Origin of the sequence: Paenarthrobacter histidinolovorans (genome assembly GCF_014647595.1) — a bacterium.
Lineage (GTDB): Bacteria > Actinomycetota > Actinomycetes > Actinomycetales > Micrococcaceae > Arthrobacter > Arthrobacter histidinolovorans.
The window spans coordinates 50,669-63,655 of the sequence record NZ_BMPM01000001.1 but is presented as its reverse complement, the minus strand read 5'-3'; the positions used below and the strand labels follow the sequence as shown (position 1 = coordinate 63,655).

At 64.6% G+C, this 12,987-nt stretch carries 12 protein-coding genes; 9 read left to right on the top strand and 3 right to left on the bottom strand.

The features are described from left to right. Positions 1–27: 27 nt before the first annotated feature. A complete protein-coding gene (locus IEY62_RS00290; RefSeq protein ID WP_229785069.1) occupies positions 28–1,701 on the top strand; it encodes a dynamin family protein in 1,674 nt (557 codons plus the stop codon). Then, on the top strand, positions 1,698–3,317 hold the full coding sequence (locus IEY62_RS00285; RefSeq protein WP_189012931.1) for a GTPase: 1,620 nt from the start codon (positions 1,698–1,700) through the stop codon (positions 3,315–3,317). The genes IEY62_RS00290 and IEY62_RS00285 overlap by 4 nt, the downstream gene beginning before the upstream one ends. Here the strand turns inward: IEY62_RS00285 and IEY62_RS00280 are convergent. Together IEY62_RS00280 and IEY62_RS00275 are read right to left on the bottom strand one after the other, a co-directional pair. Further along, positions 3,314–3,850, bottom strand: a complete 537-nt coding sequence (locus IEY62_RS00280) for a DUF1697 domain-containing protein (protein ID WP_189012921.1) — start codon at positions 3,848–3,850, stop codon at positions 3,314–3,316. The genes IEY62_RS00285 and IEY62_RS00280 overlap by 4 nt on opposite strands. Positions 3,851–3,852: 2 nt before the next feature. Continuing rightward, positions 3,853–4,572: an IclR family transcriptional regulator gene (locus IEY62_RS00275; RefSeq protein WP_014922101.1), complete on the bottom strand. Its 720-nt coding sequence runs from the start codon at positions 4,570–4,572 to the stop codon at positions 3,853–3,855. A 133-nt stretch (positions 4,573–4,705) separates the two neighbouring features. On the opposite strand from IEY62_RS00275, the gene leuC reads away from it, so the two are divergent. The 6 genes from leuC (at position 4,706) to IEY62_RS00245 (ending at position 11,278) form a co-directional block, all read left to right on the top strand. Then, entirely contained in the window at positions 4,706–6,157 is a 1,452-nt protein-coding gene (leuC, locus tag IEY62_RS00270; RefSeq protein WP_189012919.1) for a 3-isopropylmalate dehydratase large subunit, read from the top strand. Between the two features lie 9 nt (positions 6,158–6,166). Next, positions 6,167–6,775, top strand: coding sequence for a 3-isopropylmalate dehydratase small subunit (gene leuD, locus IEY62_RS00265; protein ID WP_189012917.1), 609 nt, complete (start codon positions 6,167–6,169; stop codon positions 6,773–6,775). Positions 6,776–6,982: 207 nt separating this feature from the next. Then, on the top strand, positions 6,983–8,308 hold the full coding sequence (gene murA / locus IEY62_RS00260; RefSeq protein ID WP_026266908.1) for a UDP-N-acetylglucosamine 1-carboxyvinyltransferase: 1,326 nt from the start codon (positions 6,983–6,985) through the stop codon (positions 8,306–8,308). A gap of 11 nt (positions 8,309–8,319) precedes the next feature. Further along, complete coding sequence (locus IEY62_RS00255) at positions 8,320–9,093, top strand: lysophospholipid acyltransferase family protein (protein WP_189012915.1); 774 nt, start codon at positions 8,320–8,322, stop codon at positions 9,091–9,093. Next, entirely contained in the window at positions 9,090–10,142 is a 1,053-nt protein-coding gene (locus IEY62_RS00250) for an NAD(P)H-dependent glycerol-3-phosphate dehydrogenase (protein ID WP_189012913.1), read from the top strand. The genes IEY62_RS00255 and IEY62_RS00250 overlap by 4 nt, the downstream gene beginning before the upstream one ends. Continuing rightward, positions 10,142–11,278, top strand: coding sequence for a D-alanine--D-alanine ligase family protein (locus tag IEY62_RS00245; RefSeq protein ID WP_189012911.1), 1,137 nt, complete (start codon positions 10,142–10,144; stop codon positions 11,276–11,278). Before IEY62_RS00250 ends, IEY62_RS00245 begins: the two co-directional genes overlap by 1 nt. Before the next feature lie 56 nt (positions 11,279–11,334). On the opposite strand, the gene IEY62_RS00240 is transcribed toward IEY62_RS00245, so the two are convergent. Beyond that, on the bottom strand, positions 11,335–11,844 hold the full coding sequence (locus tag IEY62_RS00240; RefSeq protein ID WP_189012909.1) for a DUF3515 domain-containing protein: 510 nt from the start codon (positions 11,842–11,844) through the stop codon (positions 11,335–11,337). Positions 11,845–11,981: 137 nt separating this feature from the next. Between IEY62_RS00240 and thiL the strand changes: the two genes are divergently transcribed. Continuing rightward, positions 11,982–12,980 (top strand): thiamine-phosphate kinase, encoded by a 999-nt coding sequence (thiL, locus tag IEY62_RS00235; RefSeq protein WP_189014327.1) that lies wholly within the window; start codon positions 11,982–11,984, stop codon positions 12,978–12,980. The last annotated feature ends 7 nt before the right edge of the window (positions 12,981–12,987 follow it).

Here is a 12,987-nt window from a genome sequence, read left to right as displayed (position 1 = left end):
GCTGCACGCGCCGAACTTGCGGCCACCATGCTTCCCCTGGCTGTGCCCGAAGCCCAGGAGGCGCGCCAATGGATCAGGGAGTCCCTGGCGCAGCTTGATGACTACATCATTCCCCGCTACCGCAGCCTGGACGCGCCGCTGCTGGCCGTGGTTGGTGGTTCAACCGGGGCGGGGAAGTCCACGTTGGTCAATGCTCTGGTTGGATTCCCGGTGACACGTTCGGGAGCGATCAGGCCTACTACCCGCCAACCGATCCTTTTGCACCACCCCAACGATGCGGGGTGGTTCGAAGGGCAGAGGATCCTGCCGAACCTGCAGCGGATCCGCGGCGCGGTGTCCTCAGTTCCCGTCCCGGCGAACCAGGCAGGCCCCGGCCCCGACGCCCCGGCGATCACCTCGTTGGTGCTGCTGGGGCACCCGGCCGTGGCCCAGGGCATTGCCCTGTTGGATGCCCCGGATGTCGACTCCATCTCCGACGACAACCGCAGGCTCGCCGGGCAACTGCTGGCCGCGGCGGACCTGTGGATTTTCGTCACCACAGCCAACCGGTATGCCGACGCCGTTCCCTGGCGTTTGCTCCTGGACGCGGCTTCGCGGGACATCACCGTGGCCGTGGTCCTGGACCGCGTGCCGCCGGCGGCCGAAGATGAAGTGCGGACCGACTTGCAGGCGATGCTTGACCGTCAGGGCCTCGGCGGGGCAACTCTCTTTGTCATGCCGGAAAGCGCACTGGACGGGCTGGGAATGCTGCCGGCGGAATCGGTGGAGCCGTTGCGCCGGTGGCTCGGAGCCCTGGCCGCCAACGCCACCGGCCGTGCCGAGGTTGCCCGGCGGACACTCAACGGGGCCGTCAAAGCCGTGGGCCTTCGACTGGAAGCAGTGGCAGTGGCCGCAGCGGCGCAGGAAGCTGCCACCCGGGACTTGGAGGGATCATGCTCCGAGGAATACGAGCACGCGCTCACCCGCATCCTTGAAGCCACCAAGGATGGGGCGCTTCTCCGCGGAGAAGTCTTGGCCCGGTGGCAGGATTTTGTGGGAACGGGCGAGTTCTTTCGGACCCTGGAGCAGAACATCGGCCGCATGAGGGACCGTATGGGCGCTTTTTTCCGTGGCGAACCGGCGCCGGCGGTAAAGGTGGAGACTGCGATCGAAACAGGGCTGCAGGCGGTCATCCTCGATGAAGCTGCCACGGCGGCTGAAAACGTTGACAGGCGCTGGCGGGCGGACCCGGCGGGCCGCCAACTCCTGGACCGCGACGACCTCTCCGGAACAAGCGAGGGTTTCGACGCCAAAGCGGCCGCGGCAATCCGTACCTGGCAGGAGGGTCTCATGGAGATGATCCGTACACAGGGCCAGGGGAAGCGGACCCAAGCAAGGTGGCTGTCCTTCGGGGTCAACGGCCTTGGTGCTGCACTCATGGTGGTGGTGTTCTCCATGACGGCAGGCCTGAGTGGTCTGGAAATCGGCATCGCGGGCGGCACGGCGGTAGTCGGGCAGAAACTGCTCGAAGCGGTATTCGGCGAGGACGCTGTCCGCCGCCTTGCCCAGCAGGCCAGGCAGGACCTGCACACGCAGTGCCAACGTCTGCTGGATGAAGAACGGCACCGTTTCCTCAACCGACTTGAGGCCATCCAGCCTGGCTCGGGCGCTGATCTCGAACTGCATGCCAAGGCCCTTCGCCGGCTGGCAGGGGCCGCATGAGCCGCCACAGTCTGGTCCGGGAATCGTCCCAACTGCAGCTCAGGCTTGAAGCCCTCAACACCGCGCGGGAGCTTGCCGAAGGCGTCCTGCCCGATGAGGAACTGCAGTCCGTCTATGACGTTCTGGAGCGGGCAGCCTCCCGGCGCTCGTTGTCGGCAGGTCACACCGTGGTGGGCTTCTTTGGAGCCACAGGGAGCGGCAAGTCATCGCTGTTCAACGCGGTTTCCGGAAGTGGGCTGGCAACCGCGGCCGCGCGACGACCCACCACCTCCGAACCCTTGGCGGGCATCTGGGGTGAGGACGGCAGCGGACCACTGCTCGATTGGTTGGACGTGAAGGAGCGCCACGTTCTGCCGCCGGTTTCCGGCTTTGCCGATGCCGACAGTGGCCTGGTGCTCCTGGACCTGCCGGACTTTGATTCCACCAGGGTAGAGAACCGGGAAATTGTCCAGCGCATGGTGGGCATGGTGGATGTCCTGGTGTGGGTGATGGACCCGCAGAAGTACGCCGATGCCGCGGTGCACAACGATTTCCTTCGGCCCATGGCTTCCCATGGTGCCGTCACCTTGGTGGTCCTGAACCAGATCGACACCTTGAACGCACCGGATGCCGCAGCAGTTCTGGACTCCCTGGAAGGGATTCTCGAGCGTGACGGCCTGGGGATGGTTCGCGTCCTGGGCGCGTCGGCGCTGACGGGCGACGGCGTCCCGGCCGTTCGCGGGGCCATCAGGAACGTCGTGGCCCAGCGGGCAGCCACCACGCAGCGCCTGGCAGCCGATGTCGCCAAGGCTGCGACCGGGTTGTCGGAAGTATCCGGCCACGGTGAAGCGCGCGGGATCAAGGGAAACGCCAGGTCCCGTCTTGCGTCGGAACTGGCGACGGCGGCGAACGTCCCTGTGGTGGTGGAGGCGGTTCAGCGTTCCTTCCAAAGGGAGTCGGCCCGCAGGACGGGGTGGCCAGTCACACGATGGTTGTTGCGGTTCCGTCCTGACCCCTTGCGGAGGCTGAACCTGGGGCGGAGCGACACCAGGCCCGAACTGAGCCGCACATCCTTGCCCCCGGCCGGGGCCCCGGAGCGTGCTCGCACGGATGCCGCCGTCAGGGAGTTTGCGGATGAGGCCTCGTCCGGTGCCCCGGGTCCTTGGCGCGCAGCCATCCGTGGGGCAGCGAGGGATGGCCGGGATCAGTTGCCGGATGCGTTGGACCAGGCCATTGCAGGGGCGGACCTCAAAACCGCGAAACGTCCCCTCTGGTGGCCGTTGTTCAACACCCTGCAGTGGCTGGCGCTCCTCCTGGCAGTCGGCGGTCTGGGCTGGCTGGGAGTCTTGGCGGCTTTGGGCTATTTCCAGATGCCCGTACCGGAGGTTCCGCGCACAGAGGGGTGGCCTTGGCCCACGTTGATGGTAGCCGGGGGAGTGGCGTTGGGGGTGCTGTTGGCCATTACCGGACGCATCCTGGGCGGCTGGGCGGCGCGTATCAGGGCAGCCGGCGCAGCGAAGCGGCTGAAAGCGGCCGTGGCCGCGGTGGCGGAGCAAAGGATTGTGGAGCCTGTGGATGTGGAGATCACGCGGTTGACAGCCTTCAACGCTGCGCTGAAAGCCGCCCGCCCGCACTAGAGGGCGACGGCGGCATCCCTGACTTTGACCAGTGTGCGGAGGTTACGGGTGGTCGTGCCCGCCTTGTACCGCGGCTTCGCGGAGAGCTTGCTGAAGGGGCTGTCCAGGGTGCCGCCTGCAGGTGCCAACCAGGCAGAGGCTTCAGGACCCAGGCGCACCTGCGTCACGCCACCGAGGTCTTCGCCTGCGGCAAAGAGCTCATCAAGCATGGCGGTGTCCGAGGCCAGGGTGATGTAGCTGTGCATCGATTTGTCATCCGCGGGGTACGGACAGGCATCCACAAGTTCGGCGACCCTCTGTGCGCTCAGCACCACCACCCAGGCGTCATAGTCGAAGGAGTCCCGCAGGCACTTTTCGAACCGGGCTTTGACGTCCTTGGCGCTGAGCTCGCTTTGCAGCACCACGTTTCCACTGGCCAGCAGTGTCTTGACCTTGGAGAACGGGTGGTCCTGGAGCGCTGCTTTGAGGTCGGCCATCTTGATGTTGATGCCGCCCACATTGATTCCGCGGAGGAATATGGCGTAGCTTTCCATGGCTAGTCGTTGTTCTTCCGCAATGCCTCGGTCAGGACCCGCGCGGCATTGCACACCACTTCGGCGTGCAGGCGGCCGGGTTGGCGGGTAAGCCGTTCTATCGGGCCCGAGATGGACACTGCGGCGATTACCCTTCCCGACGGTCCGCGCACCGGCGCTGAAACCGAGGCGACCCCCGGCTCGCGTTCGCCGAGGCTCTGGCCCCAGCCCCGGCGTCGTACTCCTGCCAGTACGGTGGGCGTGAAGCGGGCGTTCTGCAGTCCTTCGAGGAGCCGGTCGTGGTCTTCCCAGGCCAGCAGGACCTGCGCTGCGGAGCCGGCTTTCATGGACAACTGTGTGCCCACCGGGATGGTGTCGCGCAGGCCGATGGGGCGTTCTGCCGAGGCGACGCAGACGCGCCAGTCACCCTGGCGGCGGAAGATCTGGGCACTTTCGCCTGTGGCGTCACGGAGTTGGATAAGGACGGGGCCGGCCGAAGCAATCAACCGGTCCTCACCGGCGGCGGAAGCAAGCTCAACGAGCCTGCTGCCCAGGACAAAGCGCCCTTGGATGTCGCGGCTTACGAGCCTGTGGTGAACCAGTGCCAAAGCAAGCCGGTGAACCGTGGGCCGGGCAAGCCCGGTGGCTGCTACGAGTTGGGCAAGTGTCGTTGGGCCAGCCTCGAGGGCATCGAGTACCTGGGCCGCTTTATCAATGACACCGACTCCACTAGAATTGTCCATGTAATGATATTGCCGTCTCAATATCTGAGATGCAAGTTGTTTCGCTGGCCTATATTGCAAGCGTGCTGGTTCAGTGGATGAAGAACAGTTCAGTGGATGCCAACCATCCGACCGCAGTGAAGGGAGCAAGGCCGTGGGAAAGACACTGGCCGAGAAAGTCTGGGACGCGCACGTTGTGCGCAAGGGTGAAGGCGAAGGAGCCAATGCCCAGCCCGATCTTCTCTTCATCGACCTTCACCTGGTCCACGAAGTAACGTCCCCGCAGGCGTTCGAGGGCCTGCGCCTGGCCGGCCGCAAGCTGCGCCGCGTGGACCTGACCATTGCCACCGAAGACCACAACACTCCCACGCTGGACATCGACAAGCCGATTGCCGACCTCACCAGCCGCACCCAGATCGAAACCCTGCGCGCCAACTGCAAGGAATTCGGTGTGCGCCTGCACTCGTTGGGTGACAAGGAACAGGGCATCGTCCATGTGGTGGGCCCGCAGCTGGGCCTCACGCAGCCGGGAATGACAGTGGTCTGCGGCGACTCCCACACCTCAACGCACGGAGCCTTCGGTGCGCTGGCCATGGGCATCGGCACCTCTGAGGTAGAGCACGTCATGGCCACCCAGACGCTGTCCTTGAAGCCGTTCAAGACCATGGCCATCAACGTCGAAGGCACCCTGCGCCCTGGCGTCACTGCCAAGGACATCATCCTCGCAGTCATCGCCAAGATCGGTACCGGCGGTGGCCAGGGCTACGTCCTGGAATACCGGGGTTCGGCCATCCGGGCCCTGTCCATGGACGCCCGCATGACCATCTGCAACATGTCCATCGAGGCAGGTGCCCGCGCGGGTATGGTCGCTCCGGACCAGACCACGTACGACTACATGCAGGGCCGCCCGCACGCGCCGGAAGGCGCGGACTGGGATGCCGCCGTCGAGTACTGGAACACGCTGCACACCGACGCCGACGCGACCTTCGACGTCGAGGTGGACCTGGATGCCGACACGCTGGAGCCGTTCGTGACCTGGGGTACCAACCCCGGCCAGGGCGTTTCCCTCTCTGCCAAGGTTCCGTCCCCCGAGGACTTCGGTGACGAGAATGCCAAAGCCGCCGCCGAGCGCGCGTTGCAGTACATGGGACTGGAAGCCGGGACGCCCATGAAGGACATCCGCGTGGACACTGTCTTCCTGGGGTCCTGCACGAACTCCCGCATCGAGGACCTGCGCGCTGCTGCGGACATCATCCGCGGCCGGGAAAAGGACCCGAAGGTCCGGATGCTGGTGGTTCCCGGATCGGCGCGTGTCCGGCTGGAAGCCGAGGCCGAGGGCCTGGACAAGGTCTTCAAGGACTTCGGTGCCGAATGGCGCTTTGCCGGCTGCTCCATGTGCCTGGGCATGAACCCGGACCAGCTTGAGCCGGGGGAGCGTTGCGCGTCAACGTCCAACCGCAACTTTGAGGGCCGCCAGGGCAAGGGCGGCCGCACGCACCTGGTTTCGCCCGTGGTGGCTGCAGCGACAGCCGTCCGCGGCACGCTGAGCTCGCCGTCGGACCTCGAGTCCGCCGTCACGGGCACTTTGACCGGAACCGCAGTCTAGGAGGATCCCATGGAAGCTTTCACAACCCACACCGGCATCGGGGTCCCGCTGCGCCAGAGCAACGTGGACACCGACCAGATCATCCCGGCCGTTTACCTCAAGCGCATCACCCGCACCGGATTCGAAGACGCCCTGTTCGCCGCGTGGCGCAAGGACGAGTCCTTCATCCTGAACCAGCCTCCGTTCAAGGCCGGTTCCGTGCTGGTGGCGGGGCCGGACTTCGGTACCGGATCCTCCCGTGAGCACGCTGTCTGGGCCTTGAAGGACTACGGCTTCAAAGCGGTTCTGTCGTCCCGGTTTGCCGATATCTTCCGCGGCAACTCGGGCAAGCAGGGACTTCTTGCCGCGCAGGTAGCCCAGGACGACATTGAACTGATCTGGAAGGTCCTGGAGAACGCTCCCGGCACCGAAGTCAAGGTTGACCTGGTCAGCAAGACAGTCGAGTGCGGCAACGTCGTGGCGCCCTTCGATATTGACGACTACACGCGGTGGCGCCTCCTGGAGGGCCTGGACGACATCGGCCTGACACTCCAGCACGAAGAAGACATCACCGCCTACGAAGCCACCCGGCCGTCGTTCAAACCCCGGACGCTCCCGGCGAAGGTCGAAGCCAACTAACCGTTTAAGTACATCGGATTTTCCGCTGACAGAGGACCACCGGACCCCCTTGCGAGGGTCCGGTGGTCCTTTTTTGCCGGCGTTCAGCCTGTGCCGGATCCTTGCCACGCGGGGCGGGTCCATTTCGGTTCGGTTACGTGAGCTTCTATGCTTAGCTGGAGCCTTTGTAAGTTTGGGGGGCGAGTAGTCGTGAGGAAACCGGTATAGATGAGTAGTGTTCTGACAATCCGCGGTGGGGTCCCGTTAACTGGACGAGTGACCGTTCGCGGTGCCAAGAACCTGGTGCCCAAGGCGATGGTGGCCGCGTTGCTGGGCAGCGAGCCATCGGTGCTGAGGAACGTGCCGGAAATCAAGGACGTCGAGGTCGTCACCAGCCTGCTGAAGCTGCACGGTGTAACCGTCGTCAAAGATCCAGAGTCGGGCGACCTCACCTTGGATCCCAAGGACGCCAAGACGGCTTCCAGCACTGCAATCGACGCGCATGCCGGCGATTCCAGGATCCCTATCTTGTTGTGTGGACCCCTGATCCATGCGATCGGTGAGGCGTTCATCCCGGATCTCGGCGGTTGCAAGATCGGCGACAGGCCCATTGACTACCACTTAAATGTCCTTCGCCAGTTTGGTGCGGTGGTGGAAAAACGCCCCGGCGGCATCCACATTTCGGCTCCCCACGGCCTGCATGGTGCCAAGATCTCCCTGCCCTACCCGTCCGTGGGCGCTACCGAGCAGGTTCTGCTCAGCGCAACCCGGGCCGAAGGCATCACCGAGCTTATTGGTGCGGCAACCGAGCCGGAGATCATCGACCTGATCGCGGTCCTCCAGAAGATGGGCGCCATCATCAGCGTCCAGACTGACCGCACTATCCGCATCGAGGGCGTCAAGGACCTTCGCGGGTACAACCACCGTGCCCTCCCGGACCGCAACGAGTCCGCATCCTGGGCCTCTGCTGCCTTGGTAACCCGCGGCGATATTTTTGTTGAAGGCGCTTCCCAGCGCGACATGATGACGTTCCTGAACACCTACCGCAAGGTGGGCGGCGGAATGGACATCGGCGACGACGGAATCCGTTTCTACCACCAGGGTGGAAAGCTCAGCCCGCTCGTCCTGGAGACCGACGTGCACCCGGGCTTCATGACCGATTGGCAGCAGCCCCTGGTGGTCGCGCTGACCCAGGCCGATGGCGTGTCGATTGTCCATGAAACCGTTTATGAGAACCGCTTTGGTTTCACCGAGGCTTTGGCCCGCATGGGGGCGAATATCCAGGTGCACCGCGAATGCCTGGGCAGCGTGCCCTGCCGCTTTGGTCAGCGGAACTTCCTGCACTCGGCGGTGATCTCCGGCCCCACGCCCCTCAGGGGCACAGACATCGACATTCCGGACCTCCGTGGTGGCTTCAGCCATCTCATTGCAGCGCTGGCCGCAACTGGAACCTCCAAGGTCACCGGGATCGATATCATCAACCGCGGTTACGAGCGCTTCACCGAGAAGCTGGCCGCCCTGGGCGCCGATTTCGACATCACCACCATCAAGTAGCGGGGGAACCCTTGAAGGAATCGGCCACGAGCCGTGCCATGTTCATATTGCTGGCGGGCCTTGCCCGTCCGGCGATGAATTTGTTGATGGCAAAGAAGTGGGAAGGCATCGGGAAACTTCCCGCAGGCGGGTTCATCGCCGTGCCCAATCACTGCACCGAAATTGATCCCATCGTTGTGGGCCACCTGGTGTACAACCAGAAGCGCCCGCCCCACTTCCTGGCCAAATCGGGTCTTTTCAAGGTGCCGGTCCTCGGCAGCCTGCTGCGCGCCACGAAGCAGATTCCCGTTGAACGCTCGACGGCGGGAGCGAACCGCTCGCTGCAACTGGCCAAGGAGGTGGTGGACGCCGGTGGCGCCATCATCATCTATCCCGAGGGAACCCTGACCAGGGATCCGGACCTGTGGCCGATGAAGGGCCATACCGGGGCTGCCCGACTTGCCCTGCAAACTGGGGCGCCGGTAGTACCGATGGCCCATTGGGGCGCCCAGGAGGTCTTCCCGCGGTACGCCAAGCGTTTCCACATCTTCCCCCGGAAGACTGTCCGGGTACTGGTGGGTGAACCCGTGGACCTGAGTTCCTTCGCTGACCGGCCCCTTGACCGGGCCACGCTCACCGAGGCAACAGACGTGATCATGGACGCCATCACAGCCCTCCTGGAGACGCTTCGTGGCGAAAAAGCCCCGGCCGAACGCTGGGACCCTGCGCTCCACAAGCAAAGCAAGCATGGCCGTTTCGTTGAGGGGGCACCCTCCGAGGCCCAGGATCCGGAGGCGGGCAAGTGACGGTGATCGAAAGCGCGGACTTCGTTCCACGCACTGTGGCCGTTCTGGGCGCAGGGTCCTGGGGCACCACGTTCGCGAAGATCCTGGCTGATGCGGCCATTGCTGCCGGCGTCGAGCGCAGTATCCGCATCTGGGGGCGCCGCGCCGAAGTAGTGGAGCAGATCAACACACGTCACCGCAACGAGCAATACCTGAAGGACATTGATCTTCCTGCCTCCATCACTGCGTCCACGGATGTGGCTGAGGTGCTGAAGGATGCCACCCTTGTGGTTCTCGCTGTACCTGCGCAGTCGTTGAGGCCGCAGTTGGGTGACTGGAAACCGCTGTTGTCGTCCGACGCCGTGGTTGTGTCCCTCATGAAGGGCCTGGAGCTGGGCACGGACGCCCGCATGAGCGAAGTCATTGCCCAGGAGCTTGGTCTTTCGGAGACCCGGGTCGCAGTGGTTTCCGGTCCCAATCTGGCCATGGAGATTGCCAGGGAACAACCAACGGCCTCCGTCGTGGCCTGCAGCGACGCCGATACGGCAGCTGCGATTGCCTTGTGCTGCACGGCGCCCTACTTCCGTCCCTACACCAGCACGGACGTGGTGGGCGTGGAGATCGGCGGCATCGTCAAGAATGTGATTGCCCTGGCGGTCGGGATTTGTGAGGGCCGGCAAATGGGCGACAACACCAAGGCGTCGGTGATAACCCGCGGACTTGCCGAAACGTCACGGCTGGCCCTGGCCCTGGGTGGCGAAGCCCACACCATGGCCGGTCTCGCCGGACTCGGTGACCTGGTGGCCACCTGTTCATCTGCGCTCTCCCGGAATCACACTGCCGGCCGTCTGCTGGGCGAAGGGCTCAGCCTGGTGCAGGTGGCGGAACAGATGACCCAGACCGCCGAGGGCATCAAGTCCGGCCCCGCCGTGCACGAACTGGCGGGAAAACTGAATGTCGAAATGCCCATCACCGCAGCCGTCGTGGCCGTGCTTGAAGGCAGAATGTCCGTTGATGACCTGGGGCCGCGTTTGCTGGCCCGGGCACTGAAGTCTGAAGGCGACTACTGATGGTGACTGAAGAACCCACATCCGTGAAGGCGAAACCCCGCGTGGCGATCCTCTTCGGGGGCCGCTCAAGCGAACACGCTGTCAGTTGCGTGACGGCAGCCGGTGTCATGGGTGCCATCGACACCAACAAGTACGAGGTCATCCCCATCGGCATCGCGAAGTCGGGCCAGTGGGTCCTGGCTTCAGGCGACACCAGCCAATGGTCCTTGAGCTCCACGGCGCTTCCCGAGGTAGCGGCGTCGGACCAGACTGTGACCTTGGCCGAAATCGGTGGTGAGCATCAGCTGATCGTCGCAGAGCCCAACGCCGTTCCCCGTGAGCTCGGATCCGTGGACGTGGTGTTTCCGTTGCTGCATGGTCCGTGGGGCGAGGACGGGACCATCCAGGGACTCTTGGAGTTGTCCGACACGCGCTACGTGGGCGCCGGAGTCCTGGCTTCGGCAGTGGGCATGGACAAGCACTTCATGAAGGTCGTCTTCGAGGCCGCCGGACTGAAAGTGGGCCCCTATGTGGCAGTGACGGACCGTGAATGGGTGACCGATGCCGAGGCCGTGCGCAAACGCGTGGACAAGCTCGGATTCCCGGTGTTCGTCAAGCCTGCCCGTGCCGGTTCTTCCATGGGAATTTCGAAGGTTGACTCCCTGGACGGCCTGGATGCCGCCGTCGAGGAAGCCCGACGCCATGACCTGAAGCTCGTTATCGAAGCCGGGATTGTGGGTCGTGAAATTGAGTGCGCCGTCCTGCAGGGACGTGGTACCGATGCTCCCCGCACGTCGATGCCCGGTGAAATTGCGGTGGCCGCCGGGGAACACCAGTTCTACGACTTCGCTGCCAAGTACGTGGAGGATGGGGCTGCCGCATTGAGCTGCCCGGCCGACATGCCGGACGAAGCCATTGCCCGGGTCAGGGAACTGGCGGCCGTCGCCTTCGACGCCGTCGGCGCGGAAGGCCTCAGCCGTGTGGACTTCTTCTACACCCCGTCAGGCGAGCTGGTCATCAATGAGATCAACACCATGCCTGGCTTCACTCCCAAGAGCATGTACCCGCAGATGTGGGCAGCTTCCGGATTGGCCTACGCCGACCTGATCGATGAACTGATCCATTTGGCGCTGACCCGGAAGACAGGCCTGCGCTAAGCTCGCGGGGCTGGGGCACAAAGCCTGCCTTGGCAGGCAGTGTCCCGGCGCCGCCGCTACTTGCTGGAGGGCAGGTTCTGCAGGTCTTCCTGGCCCACGCACTTGCCGCTTGCCTTGATTTTTCCGACGGCGGCAGCGAGCTCCGTCAGGACCGTCGCGGAGCTGATGTTGGCAGACTCCAGCTTGACCGGGTCGACCAGGATTTCCGTGGCGGGCTCGCGGCCGAAAGTGGTCAACGTATACACGGGGTCGCCTTCCTTGATGACCCAGTCGATGCCGTTGACGCTGACGCAGCGGTCCGTGGTTGGTCCGGGGACGTTCACGCCGCAGCGGAGGATTACCTGGGACGGATCTCCCCAGGCAGCCGTCGCCTGGCTGTTCGTCTTGCGGAGGGCAGCATCGCCGATCTTGTCGGGCAGGGCCACCATCATGGGGGCGCAGGCAGGGTTGGCGGCGTCAGTGGCAGCAGTAACGTCAACGGCAGGTGAACAGGCCGACAAAGCGAGGACGGATGCAGAGGCCAGGGAAATGGCCATGGCAGTCCGGCGGAGGGTCTTTCGATGCATCCCTCCAGCCTATCCCGCATGCACTGCCTGCCCCGCCCGGGTAGCGCGGGTCACATTCCCGCGAAGCCACCACAGGGGCAGCCGGTCGTTATTGTGTCGGTGGATCGCGATAGCGTAGAACCGTGCCCGCAGAACAGATGACCGTCCAAGACCTTTCGGAGTCCGAGCTCCTTGCCCGGATCTTCCCCCGGCTGAACAGCAGCCCCGGCGTCCTGCTGGGACCCGGTGACGATGCAGCCCTCGTGGCGGCCCCGGATGGCCGCGCCCTGATTTCCATAGACACCCAAACGCAGGACCAGGACTTCAGGCTGCAGTGGAACAACGGCTACAGGACCAGCGGATACGACGTCGGCTGGAAGGCTGCGGCGCAGAACCTCAGCGACATCAACGCCATGGGCGGCAGGGCCACCTCGTTGGTGGTGAGCCTGACCCTGCCGCCGTCCACTCCGGTCGATTGGGTGGAAGCATTTGCGGACGGTCTCACGGCAGCCATCACCGGGCTGGGGGCACCGGACTGCTCTGTTGCCGGCGGAGACCTCGGCCGCGGCCGCGAACTCGCGGTGACAGTCGCCGTCGTCGGGACCCTTGCCGGGCTGGCGCCGGTGCTACGCTCAGGCGCCCGTGCCGGGGACGTCGTGGCGGTGGCCGGAACCCTGGGCCGGGCGGCCGCCGGCTGGGCGTTGCTTGAAAGCGATGTCCCGTTTGAAAAGCTTGACAAGGAGTTGACGGGTTTCGTCGGAAACCAGTGCAGGCCTTTGCCGCCGCTGGCAGCGGGACCACTTGCTGCCAAGGCCGGTGCAACGGCAATGATGGACATCTCCGACGGCTTGTTGCGCGACGGTGGCCGGCTGGCCACCGCCAGTGGTGCAGTGCTGGACTTCGACCCCATCGCGTTGAAAAAGTATGCCGCCGTGCTGGAACCGGCGGCCGCTTTGCTGGGCGCCGAGGCCATGGAATGGGTTCTGGGCGGGGGAGAAGACCACGGGTTGCTGGCCACGTTCCCAGCAGGAATTCAGCTGCCGCAGGGCTTCACTGCGATAGGCTCAGTGCAAGCCGTTGTCGAGCCGCCAGGCAGTGGCGTCCGGATTGCCGGGCATGCTGCTGACACCGTTGGATGGGATCACTTTGCAGACTAAGATCGCC